Genomic DNA, 20,256 nt, shown 5'->3' on the forward strand with positions numbered 1-20,256 from the left:
ATAGCGGCCCTTGGCGTGAGCCAGCCGCAGGAAGTCCATGCGCTCGGGCGTATCGGCCATCATGACGCCGCCGGTCAACACGCCATGGGATTTCGGCCATGAGCTGCTGCAGCCCGACATCGACCGCATCGCTCCATCGCTGGAGATCGGCTTCAAGCATTTCCCCGGCATCGAGAAGGCCGGCATCAAGCAGATCATCAACGGCCCCTTCACCTTCGCGCTCGACGGCAATCCGCTGGTCGGCCCGGTACAGGGCCTGACCAATTTCTGGTGCGCCTGCGCCGTCATGGCCGGGTTCAGCCAGGGCGGCGGCGTCGGCCTCGCGCTCTCCAACTGGATGGTGCATGGCGATCCGGGCTTCGACGTTTGGGGCATGGATGTCGCTCGCTTCGGCGAATGGGCGAGCTTGCGCTACACCAACGCCAAGGTGCGCGAGAACTATTCGCGCCGCTTCTCGATCCGCTTCCCGAACGAAGAACTGCCCGCCGCCCGTCCGGCGCAGACGACGCCACTCTACGACACCATGCTCGCCAACAACGCCGTCATGGGCGATTCGTGGGGCCTGGAAACGCCGCTCTGGTTCGCACCGAAGGGCACGGAGCCGAAGGACATCGTCTCCTTCCACCGCTCCAACGATTTCGGCCCGATCGGCGAGGAAGTGCGCGCCACGCGCGACAGGGTCGGCGTCACCGAGATCGCCAACTTCGCCAAATACGAGGTCTCGGGACCGGGTGCCGAGGATTTCCTCAACCGGTTGATGACCAACCGCATGCCGAAGGTCGGCCGCATCGTGCTGACCCCGATGGTCAACGAATTCGGCAAGCTGATCGGCGACTTCACCATCGCCAAGGCCGGCGCAAGAAATGGAGAAGACCGCTTCATGATCTGGGGCTCGTCCGCAGCGCAGAAATATCACATGCGCTGGTTCGAGAAGCACCTGCCGAAGGACGGGTCGGTGCGCATCCACCGCTTCGACCAGACGCTGGTCGGTCTCTCCATCGCGGGGCCGAAATCGCGCGACCTGCTGCAGAAGCTCGTCGATGTCGACGTCTCGACAAAGGCCTTCCGCTTCATGGACTTCCGCGAGATGGCGGTAGGCGGCGCGCCCTGCATGGTCAACCGCATCACCTATACCGGCGACCTCGGCTACGAGATCTGGATGGCGCCCGCCTATCAGCGCCTGGTCTACAAGGCGATCAAGGAAGCCGGCGCGGAATTCGGCATCGTCGATTTCGGCATGCGCGCGCTGCTCTCAATGCGCCTGGAAAAGAATTTTCCGACCTGGTTCCGTGAATTGCGTCCGATCTACGGACCGTTCGAAGGCTCGATGGACCGCTTCATCAAGCTGGAGAAGAACGACTTCATTGGCCGCGAGGCGTCCGCCAAGGAGCATGCCGAAGGGCCGAAGCTGCGCCGGGTCTCCTTCATCGTCGATGCGGCCGATGCCGACGTGATGGGCGACGAGCCGATCTGGGCCAAGGTCGGCAAGGACTACGGCACGGTCGAGAAGCCGCATGGCTACGGCGCGCCGCGCTTCGACACATCAGGCAAGGAAGTGCGTGGCTCGAAGGCCGCCGAAGGCGCTTCGGCCGTGCGCGGCATCGTCGATGGAGACTGGCGCGTCGTTGGTTGGGTGACTTCGGGCGGCTACGCGCATTACGTGCAGAAGTCGATGGCGCAGGGCTATGTGCCGGCCGCTCTTGCCGAGGACGAAAGCGCCGGCCTGTTCGAGATCGAGATTCTTGGCCACCGCCGCCCGGCCCGCATCAATGTCGAGCCGCCTTTCGACCCGAGCGGCGAGAAGATGCGGACCTGAAGCCCCGCGAATTGTTGGATTGCGTCGGTAGCTATGGCATGGTCCGAGCCCACTACCGGCGCATCAGCATGAGAAGACCGTCCCCTTGCGGCAACTAGAGAAATGGACCGATTGGCTCTGCGATGAACGGGTCGGTCCATTCAGCGCGGCGGTCGCGTCGGTCCTCCTCTACTGCCTGACCCAGATCATCATGATGGCCCTGCTGTCCCATGTTGCGGGGACGGGCGTCGGTGTCGACGATGCAGAGCAATTGACGGAAATGCGGTTCCTGGCCGCCGGCTACGGCAGCTCGCAGCCGCCTCTATACACCTGGCTGGCGACGCTTGCAGCCTCGCTGGTCGGAACCAGCGTCCTTGCCCTCAAGATCGTCAAATACGGCCTGCTGGCCGCGGGGCTGGTCGCCTATTTCGCCGCCATACGCCGCCTCGGCTACTCGAACCGGGCCGCGGCGGCCGGCATGTTCGGATTGCTGCTGTTTCCCCAGATCTTCTGGGAGATGCAGCACGCCCTCACCCACTCGGTCGCCATATTCTGTTTCACCTCGCTGCTGCTTCTGGCGCTGGTCGAGGTGGAGAAGCGGCGATCGGCCATCGCCTATGCGTTTTTCGGCCTGGCGACTGCGGCCGCGATGCTGTCGAAGTACAACATCGTCATCTTCCTTGCCGCCCTGTTCCTGGCATCTCTCTCGGTTCGCGAAACGCGTGACGCGATCTTCGACCGCCGTTTCGCAATCAGTGTGGCGGTGGCGGTCCTTGCCTGCCTGCCGACGCTTTATTGGAGCCTGACACATCTGGAAGATCTGCTCGCGCACCAAGGGGGCCTGGGCGTCGCCGAAGGCGGCAGCGTTGCAAAAACGGCGCTTCTCGGCATCCGCAGACTGGTCAACGCGATCGTCAATTTCGCTGGACTGCCGGTCGCGATTTTTGCCGTCGCCTACGTCCTGTCGACAAGAAAACGGACCGGTCCGCCTCAGCCGGTACGGTGGCCGGAAAAGCTGTTGTGGCGGGCGATCGTACTTGGTCTTGTGGTCATGGTCACAGTCGTATTGGCGGCCGGCATCACCCAGTTTCGCGACCGCTGGATGCTACCGATCTTCATCCTCTTGCCCGCGGCGCTCGCCATGCGCTTCGACGCCATGGGCCAGAAAGGCCGAAAGACGCAAGCCACCATTGTCTTCGTCGGCGCTCTGCTTGCCATATTGGTGCTGCCGCTGAGCTGGTACATGCATCTGCACGGCGGCGACAGCCGCGGCAGCATCGTGCGCATGAATTACCGCTCGCTTTACGACCAGATCAACGCCGACGGACCGGTCAAGACCGTGGTCTCGAGCTGGTTCTGGGTCGGCAATCTGCGCCTGGTCGATGCCGACCTCATCGCGCTCGATGACGAGACGCCGGACTTCGCCAGGTCGATCCGCGAGCCGGCGGTGCTCGTGCTTACCGATGACAGGGAATCGTCCTCGGATGTTTTCGAAGAGTTGGCGAAGGCCGGCTACGTGATGGACACCATCCACCGCACGATTGAAGTGCCGCAGGCACTCGGCTTTCCGCCCCGCAAGGTCACGATTACTAAACTGCACAAGAAGCCCGCGCAGTAAGCTTCAGGTGGGACGAATGGACAAGCTAGGCTTCGGCCGCCATCGCAAGATCATGCCCTTCGAACCCGGCTCAGTCGAAGCGTTGCGCGAGGCCTCGCGCGAAAAGGCGGCCTCCCTCAACCAGCATCTGCTGGGCTATGGCGCGACTGCCGAAGCCGAGTGGGCGACGGCGGGCATCGCCGCGCCCGATCTGCCCGCCATGCGCAGATACCGGCTGGAGCGCATTCGCGCCGAGCTGAAGCGTCGCGACTATGCCGGCGCCCTGCTCTACGACCCGGTCAACATCCGCTACGCGACGGATTCGACCAACATGCAGCTCTGGGTCGCGCACAATTCGACACGCCATTGTTTCGTCGCCACGGAAGGGCCGGTGGTGCTGTTCGACTATTTCTCCTGCGAGCACCTGTCCGACCATTCGGGCGTCGTCGACGAGGTACGCCCCGCGGTGTCGTGGATATATCTCTACAGCGGCGAGCTCACCGAGCAGAAAGTCCGGCGCTGGGGTGCCGGTATCGCCGAGCTCGTTGCCGAGCATGGCGGCGGCAACCGCCGCATTGCCGTCGACCGCATCAACCCGGAAGGCGTTGAGGAACTCGCCCGCCGCGGCATCGCGATAGGCAATGGCGAGGCGGTGATGGAGAATGCGCGTCTCATCAAATCGCCGGACGAGATCCTCGCCATGCGCCGCGCCATCGTCGCCTGCGAGGCGGCGATTGGCGAGATGGAGACAGCGCTGAAGCCCGGCATCTCCGAAAACGAGCTCTGGGCGGAACTGCATCGCGGCAACATCGCGCGCGGCGGCGAATGGATCGAAACGCGTCTCTTGTCATCAGGACCGCGCACCAATCCCTGGTTCCAGGAATGCTCCTCGCGCGTCATCGAGGATGGCGACCTCGTCGCCTTCGACACGGACCTGATCGGCCCCTACGGGTTCTGCGCCGATCTTTCGCGCACATGGCTTTGCGGCGACGGAAAGCCGTCGAACGCGCAGCGCGACCTCTTCCGCATTGCCGCCGATCAGATCGCTCATAACACCGATCTGATGCGGCCGGGCATCTCCTTTCGCGATCTCGTCGAGCGCTCGGCGGTGCCGCCGGACGACTGCTATCCGACACGCTACGGCGTGCTCTATCACGGGGTCGGCCTGGCGGACGAATATCCGACGCTGCCGCATGCAAGCGACTGGACCGGCGACACGCCCGACGGCGCGCTCGAACCCGGCATGGTGCTTTGCGTCGAAAGCTATATCGGCAGGCTTGGCGGGCGCGAAGGCGTCAAGATCGAGGAGCAGATCCTGATCACCGAGACCGGCAACGAGAAGCTTTCAGCCTACAAGCTGGATGAGCGGCTGCTCTGATCCGCTTTCGACAGCCGCGACGGCGTCGCGCATCGCGGCAATGATTTTTTCCGGCGTCGTTCTGGCGGTGATATAGGGCAGGCCCTTGCGCCGCGCCGTCCAGCCGACCACCTTCACGCCCCTCGCCGCCGGCTCGAAACGTTGCGCCAGCGCCCAGCTTCCGCAGTCGATGGCCGCGACCTCGGCCCTGCCTTCCGCCACGGCCACGATCGACGACCGGTGGCCGCCGCTTTCGCCGCGCGAGGCGAAGATGTCCAGGCTTTCGCCCATCGCCTCCAGGTCGCGCTGCAGGCCGATCAGCCCGGACATCGAATCCGGATTGTTGAAGGTGAGGCGCTTGCCGCGGAGAAGATCGATCGGGATGAGGGCCTTGCCGTCCGCCGGCGAGGCAATCCCCGGTCCGCCATCCGCCGGCATCACCAGCGCGCTGGAATAGAGCTCTCCCTGCCCGCCCTCGAACGCATCGTAGCTCGGCTGCGCAACCACCTGCACATGCCGAGCAAGGCCGAGTTCCATCGGCCCCCAGCAGGTTTGTCCGAAGAGCAGCGCCGGGCTTAGCCAGAGCGGGAGAAAGTCCAACTCTTCCGGGGGCAGCGTCGCCGGGTCGGGCGCGATCGGCTTGCCGGCGCCGTCGAGTATGCCGCCGGGAACCCCTGGCAGTTCGCGATTGCTGCGCACGACCGCCTCCGGCGCATCGATGCCCCTTTGCCGGAAAGCGTCACGGAGCCGCGCCCATTGCGCGTCGACCTGGCCACGCGCTTCGGACCAATCATACATAGGCAGGGCCGCAACGAACTTGCTCATGTCGAATAGCTTTCAAAGACAAGCGGCCTTCGGCGCCTGCGTTCCGCCGCAAAAAAAGCGTAGCGGAAAGTCGAAATTACTCCTTCGGCGGCTCGGCCGGAACAGGCGCCGTGCCAAGTCCGCTGACATTGCGCGCCCTGACGCGCGGCTTGAAGGCGCGGCCCGGTTCCGGCGTGCGCCGCAGCACCGGATGGACGATCGGCTCCTTGGCCCTGAACGCATGGGCTTTCAGCATCGCAAAATAGTTCGGATAGGCATAACCGTTGTTCATCCGCAGCCATTCCTCGCGGCGCTCGCGAAAGAGCTTCGGCAGCCGGTACCAGGCAATGGTCGGGCTCTTGTGATGAACGAAATGCAGATTGTTGTTCAGGAACAGGAAGGAGAGCGGCGAGCGCTCGACGATCACCGTTCGCCCCTCCGGATGCTCCGACCACTGGTGCTCGGCATAGGTACGGATCGAGATCAGCGACTGGCCGAGCCACACCGGCACCAGGATATAGAGCCACAGCGGGATGCCGAAACCGAACGTGACGATCGGCGCGACAGCCGCGAGACCGAAGGCATGCAGCAGCCAGGCCTTGCGGGTCGCTTTGTCGCCGGCAAGGATCTGCTTGGCATCGTCGATGAAGAAACCGACCGAGGACAACCACGGACCGAGGACGAGGCGGCCGACCATGGTGTTGTTGATTTTGAGCAGAAGCTTCATTGTCGGCGGCAGATCCTCATGCATCCAGAGCGCCTGGTAGTAGCTCTCGGGATCGTCGAGCGGATCGGTCAGGCGCTCGTCTGCATGATGGCGAAGGTGGATGGTCTTGAAGCGGCGGAACGGCCAGACCATGCCGATGGGCAGGAAGACGAAGGCTTCATTGATCCTGGCGTTGCGGGTCGGGTGGCCGTGCAGCACTTCGTGCATGATCGAGGATTGCAGAGCCAGGATAAAGGGCAGGACGGCAAGCGCCAGAAGCGGATGGGATGGCCAGACAAGGAAGCCGGTAGCGAGCCATGCGCCGTAGCAGAAGAGTGTGAGGAAGACTGTCGGCCATTCGACAGCCGGTGTGCTGCTACGTCTCTTTTTCGTGCCGGTATTCACGCTTGCCATGCTCTCGACCACTGCCCCCCAGTCGCCGGAACCAACTCGATTCCTGACAACATTGTGTCAGGAGCCTGCCGTGACATCAACGCGACAATGCGCACAACCCGTTGCGAATGCGCATTTTTGGCGGCATATGTTATACATTGTAAACAGACATGGGGATTCATTTCCGCCTGAGCCACGTTCAGAACGGCCCCGGCGCAAATTTTTCCTCTCCAATGCTGGAGCAGCGTGATGGACAAGCGCGATCTGTCGACGACCTTTCGGGAGCGCCTGAAATTGCTCTTGACACGGTCCGACCTGAACCAGTCGGCCTTCGCGACGGCGGTCGGCATCGACCGTTCGGCGCTGTCGCAGCTGCTCTCCGGCGCCTCGACCCGCCTGCCGCGCGCCGAGACCCTCCTCAACATCGCCGCCGAGTTCAAAGTATCGCTCGACTGGCTGCTGGGCCTGAGCCAGGACGAAGGTGTCACCGGCGAAATTAGAGAAAGCCTGGAGATCGAGGAGGCACCCGACGGCTTCGACCGCACGCTTTTGGCCAAATGGCATGCCGAGGCGGCCGGTACCAAGATCCGCTATGTACCCGCCGGCATTCCCGACCTTCTGCGGACCGAGGCATTGGTGGAATATGAGGCCGGCATCGCCAACAAGAGCCGTGAGGCGCAGGCAGGCGAAACGCAATATCGCATCGACTACAACCGTCGGCCGGAGACCGACATGGAAGTCTGCATGCCGCGCCACACGCTGGAGATCTTCGCGCGCGGCCTCGGTGTCTGGGATCGTTTCCCGGAGGCCGAACGGCGCAAGCAATTGCTGCACATGGCGGCGCTGCTTGACGACCTTTATCCGACCTTTCGCCTGTTCCTCTATGACGGCCGCATTCGCTATTCGATCCCCTATACGATCTTCGGCCCCTATCGCGCCGCGATCTATGTCGGCGACATGTATATCGTGCTGAGCGCCACTCAGCCGATCCGCACGCTCACCAGCCATTTCGACAACCTGATCCGGGCCGCCGACATCAACGCGCACGAGGCCGCGAGCTTTGCGCAAAAGCTGGCCGCAATGTCCTTCCCATCAGGCTCTGCCTGATCGCGCGCATCGATATCATCTTGGCCGCCCCTCATCGTTCCAGGGAAACCCATTGGCCTTTCGCGGCCGCAAATTCGTTGACTGGACATAAAGACTTCTTTATATCGTTATTTGAATTTGAACGCGAAAGCCATTCCAGGCAGGAAATCCAGGGCCATGACCGCGACCAACCCGATTGACGCACTGCTTGCCGAAAAAGGCGTGCTTTTGGCCGATGGCGCCACCGGCACCAATCTGTTCGCGATGGGTCTTGAGGCCGGCGAAGCGCCTGAGCTGCTCAATGAGACGGCGCCCGAGACCATCGCCACCCTGCATCGCAACTTCGTCGACGCCGGCGCCGATATCATTCTCACCAACTCCTTCGGCGGCACTCGCCACAGGCTGAAGCTGCATCATGCGCAGGATCGCGTCCACGAGCTGAACAAGCGCGCCGCCGAGATTGCCCGCTCCGTCGCCGACAAGGCCGGCCGCACGGTGATCGTCGCCGGCTCCGTCGGCCCGACCGGCGAATTGCTGGTGCCGCTCGGCGCCATGACCTATGACGAGGCGGTCGAGGCCTTCGCCGAACAGATCGAGGGCTTGAAGGCCGGCGGCGCCGAGGTCGCCTGGATCGAGACCATGTCGGCGCCGGACGAGATCCGCGCCGCGGCTGAGGCCGCCATCCGTGTCGGCCTGCCCTATACCTACACCGGTTCCTTCGACACTGCCGGCCGCACCATGATGGGCCTGCTGCCGAAGGATATCCACGCCGTCGCCGATGGCCTGTCGCAGGCCCCTCTCGGTGTCGGCGCCAATTGCGGCGTCGGCGCTTCCGATATCCTGGCGTCGCTGCTCGACATGACCGAGGCGAAGCCCGATGCGACCGTGATCGTCAAGGGCAATTGCGGCATTCCGGAATTCCGCGGCGCAGAGATCCATTATTCCGGCACGCCGGAGTTGATGTCCGAATATGTGCGGCTGGCGGTCGATGCCGGCGCCAAGATTGTCGGCGGCTGCTGCGGCACCTCGTTCGCGCACCTTGCCGCCATGCGCAAGGCGCTGGATGCGCACACCAAGTCGACCCGCCCGACCGTCGAGACGATCGTCGAGCGCATCGGCCCGATGCGCAACAAGGCGGCGACGGCAAACACCGCCGAGACCAGCGAAGCCCGCCGCGAACGCCGGCGCAGCCGCGCCTGATACGCTTCTACTTGCTGTTTTCGGCGTAGCGCGACAGCGCGGTATTCAGATCGGTGCCGGCACTGCCCTGGTTGTCGGCGCCCATCGTCATCAGGGCGCCCGATGCGCCGGGGTCGCTGATCTGCTCGAGCATCGAACGAAAACGGTCGTTGTTGAGGGCCGAAAGCGCTGTGTTGCGCGCCGCGTCGACATCATTCCTGATGCGCGCGGATTCAGCTGAAGCAGCGGACGGTCCGCGCTCCGTGGCATTGACCGCCGTCGAATTCGCGTTCCCGATTGTCGTGATATGCACTGCTGATCCCTCAAACCCTATCGGCACCACTAACAGAAGCTCGTTGCGGCCAGGTTCCGGAAAAGCCGTGCAATTTAACGATCGAAAAAAGAGCCGGCAGGATTGTCCCGCCGGCTCTTCAGTCAATCGCAATGGCCTACTTGTTGCCGTCCAGCGACGAGGCCAGCCGCACCAGCGACAGGAACTCCGCCCGATAGCCGAATGGATCGGCGCCGCGCGCGGCATTGGCGATCTCCGCGATGCGGTCGTAGCTGAAATTCGCGGTCTGGTCCTCGTCGCGCAGCTTCTGCCCGAAGGCCGCGACGGCGACCGAAAAACGCTGGTCGGCGCCGGCCGCATCGAAGGACGAGACCTCGTTGGCGGCGGTCACCGGCGCGGTGATGAGCTTCGAGACGTTCTCGTCCGGCAGCTTGTAGCGGATCTTGACGAAGGCATATTCGCCCGCATTGGCGACGCCGCCATTGTCGACCTTGGCCTGGCCGTAGCGCAGCGGATCGACCTGCTCGCGGCCGCTGCCTTTCGGCGTGATCTCATAGACCGCCGTCACCGAATGGCCGGAGCCGATATCGCCGGCATCGACGCGGTCATTGTTGAAATCCTCGCGCTTCAGGGCGCGGGTCTCATAACCGACGAGACGGTATTCCGAGACCGTGGCCGGATTGAACTCGACCTGGATCTTGACGTCCTTGGCAATGGTGAACAGGGTCGAGGAGGCATCCTCGACCAGCACCTTCTCGGCTTCGGCCAGCGTGTCGATATAGGCCGCCGTGCCGTTGCCGTTCTGGGCGATGGTCTGCATCAACTGATCGTTCAGATTGCCGCGGCCGAAGCCGAACACCGAGAGAAACACGCCCGTCTTGCGCTCCCTCTCGATCAGTCGCTTGAGGTCGTCGTCGTCGGTCTGGCCGACATTGAAGTCGCCGTCGGTGGCAAGCATCACGCGGTTGACGCCGTCCTTGACGAAGGATTGCTGTGCAAGCTTGTAGGCCTCGCGGATGCCTTCCTCGCCGGCCGTCGAGCCGCCGGGCGCCAGATGGTCGATGGCCGCAAGGATCTTCTGCTTTTCCGCCGCCTTGGTCGGCATCAGCACCGTGCCGGCATTGCCGGCATAGGTGACGATCGAAACGGTATCGTCGGGCTTCAGCCTGCTGACCAGCAGGCGGAAGGCGGATTTGAGCAGCGGCAGCTTGTCCGGCTCGTCCATCGAACCCGAGACGTCGATCAGGAAAACCAGATTGGCCTTCGGCTGCTCGGCCGGCTTCACGTCGAAACCCTTGATCGCGACATGCATGAGCTTGGTGTGCTCGTTCCACGGCGTCGGCATGACGGTGACGGTCGAGTTGAACGGCGTCTTGGCCGAATCCGGTCCCTTCCAGTCATAGGGGAAGTAGTTGATCATCTCCTCGACGCGCACCGTGTCCGGGTCGGGCAGACTGCCTTCCTTCAGCGAGCGCCGCACGAAGGAATAGGAGGCGGTATCGACATCGATCGAGAAGGTCGAGACCGGATCCTGCGCCGTCTCATGCACCGGATTGGTCTTGAAAGTCTCGACGCGGTCGCGGTTTTCCTCCCGCGGCTGCATTTGGTCGGCGGGCATGGGCGCGGGCTGCACCATCAGCTTGGAATCGGCGACCGGCGGCGGAGACGCCGGTGTCGCGGCAGTTGCTCCTGCCGGCGCCTTGTCGGCCCGCTCCAACTGGTCGGCTCTCCGCTTCGGGGAATAGCCCGCAATTACCCCGACCCCGGCTTTGCCGCCGGCCGCGAGCTGGCCACTCTCCGCCGGCGCAGACTGCAGGGCGCGCTCGGCCTCGGGCGCCGCCTCCTGCTTGAGCAGGCTGTCGACCTCGGCCGCCGGCTTGGGCGGCGTTGCCGGCACCATTTGTGAATTGGCCTGGGTCTCGGCGTCCGCGTCGGTCTTCTTCTCCTTGGCGGGCGCCGCTGCCAGCGGCTCGTTGACCGCGGGCTGTTCCGGCGCCGGCTTCTGCGCCGCCGGTTTGTCGGCCAAGGTCTCGGTGACCGTGCCGTTGCCGCCCACGACGGGCGGCTGGTCCTTCAGCATCTCGAAAGCAGCATAGCCGGCGATAGGCAGCGCGACCAGCGCGGTGATGGCCGGCGTGGCGATGAGTTTCCGTTGCATGATGTCTCTCCAGAGCATTCTTGCTCGCTCCGTGAGACGAAGGCCTGCGGACGTTCCTTGGCGAACAGGCGAAATTTTTTCGTCGAGGTCGAAAGCCTGCATCGCGGCGGCGAACGCGCGCGCCTTCGCCTCGCCGCCCGGCGCCGGTACCGCGATGTCGCGTAGCCTTTCGAGTTCGTTGTCGTCGACCATGGTCACACTTCCCCGGCTGAGCGCATCAGCAGCTTCAGCCGTTTCTTCGCTTCATGGATGTGCCAGGACACCGTCGTCTCCGAGATCGCCATCACCTCGGCGGCCGCCGCGTGGTTGAGACCTTCGCCATAGACCAGCAGCACTGCGTCGCGTTGCTTGTCGGGCAGCATCCGCACCGCCGCCCACAGCGCCTCGGCCGGATCGTCGACCTCCGCCGACGCTTCGGCCGCGATCAGCGCATAGGCGCCGTAGGCATCGGTCTTGGCGGTGTCGCGGGCGCGCTTGCGCATCATGTCGCGCGAAGCGTTCAGCGTCATGGCATAGAGCCATGTCGTAAAGGCGCCGCTGCCCTGATAGTTGCGGATCGCGCGGCCGAGCCGCACGCAGACGTCCTGGGCGATGTCCTCGGCGTCGGCTTTGCGGCCGCACCAGCGATAGGCGGCGCGATAAACGAAACCATAGTGCCTTTCGAGCAATCTGCCGAAAGCACCGCTGTCTCCGCCCCTCGCCCGCCCGATCAATTCGGCATCGGAGGCTTCGCCGTCGTCCAGCATCATCGCCATCATTTGCCTGTTGGACGAAGGCTAATGGCCAATCCTTGGGGCGATGGAAAGATTTTTTTGCGAAGGCAATTAGGCGCGATGGACGAGGTGTGTCGAGATTCGGGTCAGGCCGAGCCGAAAATGGTGGTTTCCGAGAACCGGAGCGGAGCGTACTTAAAGTACGTGAGCACCGGAAGCGCAGGAAGCCGCCATTCGTAGGCCGGCCTCACCCGAATATCGGCACACCTTATCCCAGCGTCTCTTTGAAGAACGTCGTCAGCCGCTTCCAATGCCTCTCGGCGCCCGCCTCGTCATAGACGCTGTGGTCCTTGACGCACCAGCCGTGGCCGACGCCGACATAGTTTTCGATGACGTGGTCAACCTCTGCTGCCCTGAGCGCCTCCGCCAGCCGCGCCGACTGCTCTGGCGGAAAGCTGCGGTCGACGCCGGCGACGCCGACATAGACGCGCGCTTTGATCGAGGCCGCCTTGCGATGCGGGCTGTCGGCCGCGTCGCTGGCGAGATTGCCGCCATGGAAGCTTGCCGCGGCGGCGATACGGTCGGGATAGCTCGCCGCCGCGTTTAGCGCCCGCGCGCCGCCCATGCAGTAGCCGACGACGCCAATCGGTCCGGCGATCCCCTCGGCGGCCAGAGCATCGAGGAAGGCGCTGCCGTCGCGGATGGTCATGCCCTGCGTCGTGCCGCCGCTCAGCATCAACAGCAGGGCCTTGGTCTTTTCCTCGGCAAAGGCGGTTTTGGGATCGAACGGCCCATAGGGCGCATAGCGGTAGAAGAGATCGGGCACCAGCACGGCATAGCCATGCTCCGCGAGGCGCTCGGCCATCTGGTCGAGCGCCGGGCGCGGACCGAAAACATCCGTATAGAGGATGACGCCAGCCTTGGCCGGCGCGGCTGGACGAAACAGCCGTGCCTTCGCCGTGCCGTCCTGGGTCTTGATCTTGATGTCCTGCTTCGTCATTGCGCGCTCCGCCGGTTGCTAGGCGCTAGATATCCGCACTGCCCGCCAGGGCAAGCCGCAACCTCTCGATCGCGGTCAAGTTTCCGTGCGGTTCAGAAGAATGCCTACAGTCCGGCGAACGCCGCCATATGGAAAGCCTGGACATCGGCCGGATAGCGATACTCAATGCCATAGGGACAGGCGTTGCGGTCGAGACAGCCGCCGGCGCGGCAGGGCGCACCATCCCCGCCACGCACATGCACCAGGCACGCCTCGTGCGCAAAGCCATCCACCGAATAGGCACCGACCGGACAGGATTTCAGGCAGGGTTTTTCGACGCATGCGTCGCAAAGATGATTCATCTCATGAGCTTCGGGAAGAGAAATCTCGTCCTCGAACAGCAATGCGCCGCGATAGGCATGCCAAAGTCCATAGGTCGGATGCATGAGGATGCCGAGCGGCGACGGCTTCAGCCCTTCCGCCTGCATCGCCCATTGCTGGAACGGCAGATAGGGCCGGTCGGAGGGCGAAACCGCGCGGGCGCCGAATTCTTCCGCCACTGTACCGATCACCTCGCACGACCAGCTGTCGAGCGGGTTGGCGATGTCCCTCGCCTGTCGTTCCAGCCAGCGCTGAAAATGTTGCCAGGGCGCCGCGCCGGCCTGTCCGACGAGCAGCGCAGATTTGGCTGGAGCGCCCGAAAGTCCGGCTGGCGCCGTGTCATCGTCGCCAAAGCTGAAACCGCCACGGACGATCAAGCCGTCGGCCGCGAGCGCGGCCGCAATCTCCCCGACCGTGCCGCGCGCAAAAATCATCCTTTCCGGTCCGGATCGGAGAACGCGCTCCGCCAGACTTCCTTGTGGATGATGTTGGCGACTTTAGCCCCGCCTGACTCGGGCTCCTTTCACGTGAAGGCGTCGGCCATCGAGCCCTTCTTCCTGGCGATGAAATCCTTCAGCGCCTCGTCGATGGCCGGATCGAGATGCGGCGCCTCGTAGCTTTCCAGCCAGCGGCGGGCGAGCTCGTTGGCGCGCTGCGGGGCGGTCTTCTCGCCTTCGGCCAGCCACTGCTCGTAGGAATTGTTGTCGGCGATATTGGAACGGTAGAAGGCGGTCTGGAAATTCGCTTGCGTGTGGTCGCAGCCGAGATAGTGGCTGCCCGGACCGACCTGGCGGATCGCGTCCATCGCCTGGCCGTTTTCCGACAGGTCGACGCCTTCGGCAAACTTCTGCTGCATGCCGAGCTGGTCGATATCCATCATGAATTTTTCGTAGCAGGAGGCGAGACCACCCTCGAGCCAGCCAGCCGAATGCAGGACGAAATTGGTGCCGGCAAGGATCGTCGAGTTGAGCGTGTTGGCGCTCTCATAGGCTGCCTGCGCGTCCGGGACCTTCGAGGCGCAGAGCGAGCCGCCGGTGCGGAACGGCAGGCCGAGCCGTCGCGCCAGCTGCGCCGCACCATAAGAGACCAGCGACGGCTCGGGCGTGCCGAAGGTCGGCGCGCCGGACTGCATCGAGATCGACGAGGCGAAGGTGCCGAACAGCACCGGCGCGCCGGGCCTGATCAGCTGGGTGAACGAAGCGCCGGCGAGCACTTCGGCCAGCACCTGCGTCAGCGTGCCGGCAACCGTCACCGGGCTCATCGCGCCGGCCAGGATGAAGGGCGTGACGATGCAGGCCTGGTTGTGGCGCGAATAGACTTTCAACGCCCCTAGCATGGTCTCGTCGAACACCATCGGCGAGTTGGCGTTGATCAGGCTGGTCAGCACCGTGTTGTTCTCGACGAAGTCGTCGCCGAACACGAGCTTGGCCATCGCCACCGTGTCCTCGGCCCGTTCCGGCGCCGTCACCGAGCCCATGAACGGCTTATCCGAATACCGGATATGCGAGTAGATCATGTCGAGGTGGCGCTTGTTGACCGGCACGTCCACCGGCTCGCACACCGTGCCGCCCGAATGATGGATCGACGGCGCCATGTAGGCGAGCTTCACGAAATTCTGGAAATCCTCGATCGTCGCGTAGCGCCGGTTGCCGTCGAGGTCGCGCACGAAGGGCGGGCCGTAGACCGGCGCGAACACGGTCGCGTTGCCGCCGATCTGCACCGAGCGCTCCGGGTTGCGCGCATGCTGGGTGTAGATCGAAGGCGCGGTCTTCAACAGCGAGCGGCAAAGACCTTTCGGAAAATGCACGCGCTCGCCCTTGACGTCGGCGCCCGCTTCCTTCCAAAGCGCCAGGGCCTCGGCATCGTCGCGGAAGATGATGCCGATCTCTTCCAGCACCGTGTCGGTATTCTTCTCGATCAGCGCCAGGCCTTCCTCGTTGAGGACCTCGTAAACGTTGATCTTGCGCTTGATATAGGTGAGCTGCGTGCCCGGACCGCCGCCCGAGCGCGCCGCGCGCCGGGCCGCCGCGCCGCCGCTGGCACCGCGCCCGCGCCGTGCGTTTGACGCTTCCTGGTCGACTGCCGCGTTCTCGCTCATGATCGTGCTTCCTATAAAAACCTGGTCTGGATTGGCTCGCGGCCCGTAACCGCCGCTTCTCGCCGGATCGTAACCATGCACCCTATTGGAAACGGCCCGCCAGCGCCAACGCCTGTCGCAAAATCGACAAGAAAAGCGCCAACTTTCCAGTCGCTTTCCTTTTGCGGGAAGTCGCAAATCAGCTATGGCTAGCTTGCCCTCGCGGGTTAGGTATTGGCGCATCGATTTTTAGGCTGCCGCAGTCATTCCGAGCAGCAAGGAGCCCGAGAAAATGTCCGACGACGAGATCATCCTTTCCGAGCTTTCCGACGACGAGCTCGTGCAGCAGATGCACGACGACCTGTATGACGGCCTGAAGGAAGAGATCGAGGAAGGCACGCGCATCCTGCTCGAGCGCGGCTGGGCGCCTTACAAGGTGCTGACCGAGGCTCTGGTCGAAGGCATGCGCATCGTCGGCGAGGATTTTCGCGACGGCATCCTGTTCGTCCCGGAAGTGCTGTTGTCGGCCAACGCGATGAAGGCCGGCATGTTCATCCTGCGTCCGCTGCTCGCCGCCACCGGGGCGCCCAAGCAGGGCAAGATGGTGATCGGCACCGTCAAGGGTGACATCCATGACATCGGCAAGAACCTCGTCGGCATGATGATGGAAGGCGCCGGCTTCGACGTCATCGACCTCGGCATCAACAACGCCGTCGAGAAATACCTGGACGCCATCGAACAGCACCAGCCCGACATCATCGGCATGTCGGCGCTGCTCACCACCACCATGCCCTACATGAAGGTCGTGATCGACACGATGAAGGAAAAGGGTATCCGCGACGATTATGTCGTGCTGGTCGGCGGCGCGCCGCTCAATGAGGAATTCGGCAAGGCCGTCGGCGCCGATGCCTATTGCCGCGACGCGGCGGTGGCGGTCGAGACCGCCAAGGACTACATGAAGCGCAAGCACAACGTTCGCGCTTCCGCCTGACCCAAGGCATCAGGATGGATCGACAAGAAAAGCCGCGCCTTGCAGCGCGGCTTTTTTGTACCCAGATTATGGACGAGGCTGCAGATCAGTTGATGGTGTCTTTGACCGCCCTTGCCGTCGATTTGACGTCCTTGCCGACGCCCCGGATGGTGTTGGCGCAGGCCGTGAGTGCAAGCGCGCAGGCCAGGATGGCGATCGGCGCGATGCGTAGCAGTTTCATGGACGGTGTCTCCCTCGACAGATATTAAGCCCCGCAGCGAAAGCCGGCCCGACTTGGTCAAGACGCAAAAACCGGAACCGAATCAAACAGACAGGCTGCTCGTCATCGCCTGCGGGATGATTGCGCGCGAAGTTTTGGCCGTCAAGCAACAGCTAAAGCTCGACCATCTCGATCTGACCTGCCTGCCGGCCGAGTTTCATTTCTACCCGGACCGCATCGCGCCGGCGATGGACAAGGCGATCGAGAAAGCCAAGGCGGAAGGCTACCGGCACATCTTCGTCGGCTATGCCGATTGCGGCACCGGCGGCCTGCTCGACCGCGTCATCGAGAAGCATGGCGTCGAGCGCATGGCCGGGCCGCATTGCTTTGCTTTCTACCAGGGCATGGACGCCTACGCGAAGGTCGCCGATGACGACATGATGTCGTTCTACATGACCGACTTTCTCTGCCGCCAGTTCGACGCCTTCTTCATCAAGCCGCTCGGTCTCGACCGGCATCCCGAGCTGACCAAGGATTATTTCGGCAACTACGAGAAGCTGATCTATCTCGCCCAGACCGACGATCCGGAACTCGACAAGGTCGCCGAAAAAGCCGCCGCCATGCTCGGCCTCGTCTATGAGCGCCGCTCGACCGGCTATGGCGACCTGACAGGCGAGCTGGCGCGGACGGCACAGGGCGCTGCCCGAGACGCCTAGTCGTCACGCCTCTTCCAGCGCGGCAAGCACATCGGCGAAGCTGGTCTTGCAGACGAAGCCGAGCCGCTCTCGCGCCCGCAAGGGATCGTAGACGCGGTCGATCGAGGAAAACATGGTCCAGCCCTTCCTCGCATAGAGCCTCGAATAACCCGGGAAATAGCGCGCGACGACGGATGGCGCGTCGGCGATCAGCTCGGCGCAATCCTGCGGCCGGAACGGCGTCGGCGCCGAGATGATGAAGATGTCGAAGCCAAGGCTCGGCGCCTTCTCCAGGGCGGCCACATGGGCTTCCGCCGCATCCTCCACCGTCAGCCGCCGAAACAGCAACTCGTTGGCCTTGGTGTTGGCATCGGACTGTTCGATGGCATGCGCCATGTCGTCCGCCTCGGGAAAGAAGCGCGCCGTGCGCAATACCACCACCGGCAGTCCATGCTCGATATGGTAGAGGCGACAGAGATGCTCGGCCGAGAGTTTCGTCACGCCGTAGATGTTGCGCGGCTCAGGCGACATCTCTTCCGTCAGCCAGGCGGCCTTGCGCGCGCCGCCCTGGAACCCGGCGCGGATTGCCTGCGAGATCATGAGCGACGTCGTCGAGGTGAAGACGAAGCGTTGCACGCCGCAGGTCACGGCCGCATCGAGCAGATTGAGCGTGCCTTGCACATTCGTGGCGACAAAGGCCGTGTTCTCATGATGCTCGATATTCGGCTTGTGCAGCGCCCCACTGTGAATGATGGCCTCGATGCTGTTCTCGCGGACGGTCTTCAGGACAAGATCGCGATCCGCGATCGAGCCGACGACCTTTGTGCGCGCCGAGAGAACCGGATCAAATCCGATGACGTGATGGCCGAGCGCTTCGAGCCTCGGCTTGAGCGCGCCGCCCAGCCAGCCGGACGACCCCGTGAGCAGGATCCGCATTCGATCGAACCACCATTTTTCCGAACTGCTGTTGTTAAGCACGGATGACAGACGATCGCGAACCGGTAAGTTGTGCGCCAGCGATAGGAAGAACTTTGTTCCAGCCATTGATTTGAGGAAACACGTTCATGATGCCTCGCCTGCTCCTTGCCGCCCTCGGTCTCGTCGCCCTCACTTTGCCGTCCCTTGCCGACGGCGAGGTGCAGAAGCTGATCACGGCTGCCGACAAGGCGCGATTGGACAAATACGGCGAGACGCGCAAGGCGGCTCTCGAGGAGGCAAAAGCCGGCGATCCGTCCGAGGCCAAGCAGTTGGACGAACTGCTCGCCAGACCTCTCGTCGCCTTCTCCGACAAGGATCTCACCGGCAACTGGAAGTGCCGCACCATCAAGGCGGGCGGCCTGAGCCCGCTCATCATCTATGGCTGGTTCAAGTGCAAGGTGACCGACGACGGCTCCGGTTGGCGGCTCGCCAAGATCAGCGGCTCGCAGCACACCGCCGGCCGGTTCTTCGACGACGGCGAGAAACGCTCCATCTATCTCGGCTCGTTCTCGGTCAATGATGACAAGGCCAAGCCCTATGGCAGCGGCCCCGAAAGCGACCAGGTCGGCTACGCTTTCCGCAACAGCGCCACCGAATGGCGGATCGAATTCCCGGCGCCCTATTACGAATCGAAACTCGACATCATGGAATTCAAGCGCTGAGCCCGTCCTCTGCTGCCTCGTTGAAACGGCGCCGGCACACCAAGGATTAACCTGCTCTGCATAGCATGCGCGCGATTCAAGCGGGTGGGTGCCGTGGAAGCGTCGGACCAGAATACGCGACCGATCGTGGTCGTCACCGAAGGTGGCCCGCATATCTGGGCCATCGTCAATGCGCTTGCCGACCGCGTCGGTCCCGTCAGCGTCATCCTCGAATCCGCTGAATCCAAAAAGCGCCTGCTCACCCGCCGCGCGCGACGCCAGGGCTGGATCTCGGCCATCGGCCAGCTCGGCACCATGGTGCTGACCAGGCTCGGCAAGCGCTTTCTGGCTGCCCATGCCGAGAGACTGATCGCCGAGGAGAAGCTCGACACCGAACCGCGGCAAGGTCAGGCGATCATCCATATGCCATCCGCCAACGGGCCGGAATGCCTCGAGGCGATCGCCAGGATCAATCCGGGCGTGGTGCTGCTTGCCGGCTGCAGGCTGTTGTCGAAGCAAACGCTGGCAAGAATGCCTTGCCCAGTGCTCAACTACCATGCCGGGATCGCGCCGAAATATCGCGGCATGAATGGCGGCTACTGGGCGCTGGCCTGCGGCGATCAAGGGAATTTCGGCACCACCGTGCATCTGGTCGATGCCGGCGTCGACACCGGCGGCGTGCTGAAACAGGCGCGCGGCAGGCCCAGGACCGGCGACACCATCGCCAGCTACGCGCTGCGCCAGGCAGCCTTTTCGCGCGATATCTGCGTCGAGGCGGTCGGCAATGCGCTGGCCGGCAGACTGGAAACAATCGATCCGGGCCTACCGTCGAAGCAATGGTATCACCCGACGATCTGGTTCTATCTACGGACCGGCCTGACCAAACGCGTCTGGTAGGCCGGTCAATTGGTCGCCCTGTATGCTATTGTCTACAGGAGAGTGAGTTCTGCCGATGTCCAACATGGCCCTTATCAATATTCGCGTCACCTCTGACGAACGTGAGCTTCTTGAAGCTGCTGCCCGTCAAGCACACACCAGTCTCAGCGATTTCATCCGGCATAAGGCCGTTGAAGCAGCCGAAATGCAGGTGCTGGATGGGCTTGTGGTGACGATCCCGGCTGCCGATTGGGAAAAGTTCGAGGCTTGGGCAAAGTCGCCGGCGCGGGGGCGCGCCGGTTTGCAAAGGCTCGCTGCGTCGCGGCCTGTATGGCAGGTCTGACACCTCCTCGGCCCCT

Annotated in this window: 19 protein-coding genes and 1 pseudogene; 10 read left to right on the forward strand and 10 right to left on the reverse strand. The window is 63.5% G+C overall.

Features of this window, described 5'->3' with window-relative positions; all coding sequences use genetic code 11:
- Positions 1-70: 70 nt before the first annotated feature.
- The 3 genes and pseudogenes from FJ980_RS05515 to FJ980_RS05525 form a co-directional block, all read left to right on the forward strand.
- A pseudogene (locus tag FJ980_RS05515) lies at positions 71-1,816 on the forward strand (FAD-dependent oxidoreductase); the annotation flags it as partial.
- A gap of 85 nt (positions 1,817-1,901) precedes the next feature.
- Positions 1,902-3,413, forward strand: a complete 1,512-nt coding sequence (locus FJ980_RS05520) for a glycosyltransferase family 39 protein (RefSeq protein WP_140541931.1) — start codon at positions 1,902-1,904, stop codon at positions 3,411-3,413.
- Positions 3,414-3,429: 16 nt separating this feature from the next.
- On the forward strand, positions 3,430-4,770 hold the full coding sequence (locus FJ980_RS05525; protein WP_140541932.1) for a Xaa-Pro peptidase family protein: 1,341 nt from the start codon (positions 3,430-3,432) through the stop codon (positions 4,768-4,770).
- Here FJ980_RS05525 and FJ980_RS05530 read toward each other — a convergent pair.
- Positions 4,738-5,574: a PhnD/SsuA/transferrin family substrate-binding protein gene (locus FJ980_RS05530; RefSeq protein ID WP_140541933.1), complete on the reverse strand. Its 837-nt coding sequence runs from the start codon at positions 5,572-5,574 to the stop codon at positions 4,738-4,740. The genes FJ980_RS05525 and FJ980_RS05530 overlap by 33 nt on opposite strands.
- Before the next feature lie 76 nt (positions 5,575-5,650).
- A complete protein-coding gene (locus FJ980_RS05535) occupies positions 5,651-6,673 on the reverse strand; it encodes a fatty acid desaturase (protein WP_140541934.1) in 1,023 nt (340 codons plus the stop codon).
- Between the two features lie 228 nt (positions 6,674-6,901).
- On the opposite strand from FJ980_RS05535, the gene FJ980_RS05540 reads away from it, so the two are divergent.
- Together FJ980_RS05540 and bmt are read left to right on the forward strand one after the other, a co-directional pair.
- Positions 6,902-7,759: a helix-turn-helix transcriptional regulator gene (locus FJ980_RS05540; RefSeq protein ID WP_140541935.1), complete on the forward strand. Its 858-nt coding sequence runs from the start codon at positions 6,902-6,904 to the stop codon at positions 7,757-7,759.
- Positions 7,760-7,915: 156 nt separating this feature from the next.
- On the forward strand, positions 7,916-8,938 hold the full coding sequence (gene bmt, locus FJ980_RS05545; protein WP_140541936.1) for a betaine--homocysteine S-methyltransferase: 1,023 nt from the start codon (positions 7,916-7,918) through the stop codon (positions 8,936-8,938).
- A gap of 7 nt (positions 8,939-8,945) precedes the next feature.
- Here bmt and FJ980_RS05550 read toward each other — a convergent pair whose 3' ends face one another.
- The 6 genes from FJ980_RS05550 to FJ980_RS05575 all read right to left on the reverse strand — a co-directional run bounded on the left by FJ980_RS05550 (position 8,946) and on the right by FJ980_RS05575 (position 15,538).
- The gene (locus tag FJ980_RS05550) at positions 8,946-9,356 is read right to left on the reverse strand and encodes a hypothetical protein (protein ID WP_246676318.1); all 411 of its coding nucleotides are present in this window, start codon (positions 9,354-9,356) and stop codon (positions 8,946-8,948) included.
- A gap of 10 nt (positions 9,357-9,366) precedes the next feature.
- On the reverse strand, positions 9,367-11,559 hold the full coding sequence (locus FJ980_RS05555) for a VWA domain-containing protein (RefSeq protein ID WP_140541937.1): 2,193 nt from the start codon (positions 11,557-11,559) through the stop codon (positions 9,367-9,369).
- Between the two features lie 2 nt (positions 11,560-11,561).
- Positions 11,562-12,122 (reverse strand): RNA polymerase sigma factor, encoded by a 561-nt coding sequence (locus tag FJ980_RS05560; RefSeq protein WP_140542008.1) that lies wholly within the window; start codon positions 12,120-12,122, stop codon positions 11,562-11,564.
- A gap of 226 nt (positions 12,123-12,348) precedes the next feature.
- Complete coding sequence (locus FJ980_RS05565) at positions 12,349-13,080, reverse strand: dienelactone hydrolase family protein (RefSeq protein WP_140541938.1); 732 nt, start codon at positions 13,078-13,080, stop codon at positions 12,349-12,351.
- Positions 13,081-13,184: 104 nt separating this feature from the next.
- Positions 13,185-13,874, reverse strand: a complete 690-nt coding sequence (locus FJ980_RS05570) for a 4Fe-4S dicluster domain-containing protein (protein ID WP_140541939.1) — start codon at positions 13,872-13,874, stop codon at positions 13,185-13,187.
- 89 nt (positions 13,875-13,963) lie between these two features.
- The gene (locus tag FJ980_RS05575) at positions 13,964-15,538 is read right to left on the reverse strand and encodes a trimethylamine methyltransferase family protein (RefSeq protein ID WP_140541940.1); all 1,575 of its coding nucleotides are present in this window, start codon (positions 15,536-15,538) and stop codon (positions 13,964-13,966) included.
- A gap of 271 nt (positions 15,539-15,809) precedes the next feature.
- Here FJ980_RS05575 and FJ980_RS05580 point away from each other — a divergent pair, with 271 nt between their 5' ends.
- Positions 15,810-16,508, forward strand: a complete 699-nt coding sequence (locus tag FJ980_RS05580) for a B12-binding domain-containing protein (protein WP_140495658.1) — start codon at positions 15,810-15,812, stop codon at positions 16,506-16,508.
- Positions 16,509-16,593: 85 nt separating this feature from the next.
- Here the strand turns inward: FJ980_RS05580 and FJ980_RS05585 are convergent, their stop codons facing one another.
- Positions 16,594-16,728 (reverse strand): entericidin A/B family lipoprotein, encoded by a 135-nt coding sequence (locus FJ980_RS05585; RefSeq protein ID WP_140541941.1) that lies wholly within the window; start codon positions 16,726-16,728, stop codon positions 16,594-16,596.
- A gap of 53 nt (positions 16,729-16,781) precedes the next feature.
- Here FJ980_RS05585 and FJ980_RS05590 point away from each other — a divergent pair, with 53 nt between their 5' ends.
- Positions 16,782-17,423: a DUF1638 domain-containing protein gene (locus tag FJ980_RS05590; RefSeq protein WP_140541942.1), complete on the forward strand. Its 642-nt coding sequence runs from the start codon at positions 16,782-16,784 to the stop codon at positions 17,421-17,423.
- 3 nt (positions 17,424-17,426) lie between these two features.
- On the opposite strand, the gene FJ980_RS05595 is transcribed toward FJ980_RS05590, so the two are convergent.
- Positions 17,427-18,338, reverse strand: coding sequence for an NAD(P)-dependent oxidoreductase (locus FJ980_RS05595; protein ID WP_140541943.1), 912 nt, complete (start codon positions 18,336-18,338; stop codon positions 17,427-17,429).
- Positions 18,339-18,466: 128 nt separating this feature from the next.
- On the opposite strand from FJ980_RS05595, the gene FJ980_RS05600 reads away from it, so the two are divergent.
- The 3 genes from FJ980_RS05600 to FJ980_RS05610 all read left to right on the forward strand — a co-directional run bounded on the left by FJ980_RS05600 (position 18,467) and on the right by FJ980_RS05610 (position 20,240).
- The gene (locus FJ980_RS05600) at positions 18,467-19,042 is read left to right on the forward strand and encodes a DUF4893 domain-containing protein (RefSeq protein WP_140541944.1); all 576 of its coding nucleotides are present in this window, start codon (positions 18,467-18,469) and stop codon (positions 19,040-19,042) included.
- Positions 19,043-19,135: 93 nt separating this feature from the next.
- Positions 19,136-19,918, forward strand: coding sequence for a formyl transferase (locus FJ980_RS05605; RefSeq protein ID WP_140541945.1), 783 nt, complete (start codon positions 19,136-19,138; stop codon positions 19,916-19,918).
- Between the two features lie 55 nt (positions 19,919-19,973).
- Positions 19,974-20,240, forward strand: coding sequence for a DUF6290 family protein (locus tag FJ980_RS05610; RefSeq protein ID WP_140541946.1), 267 nt, complete (start codon positions 19,974-19,976; stop codon positions 20,238-20,240).
- Positions 20,241-20,256: the final 16 nt, after the last annotated feature.

Origin of the sequence: Mesorhizobium sp. B1-1-5, from assembly GCF_006443065.1 — a bacterium.
Lineage (GTDB): Bacteria > Pseudomonadota > Alphaproteobacteria > Rhizobiales > Rhizobiaceae > Mesorhizobium.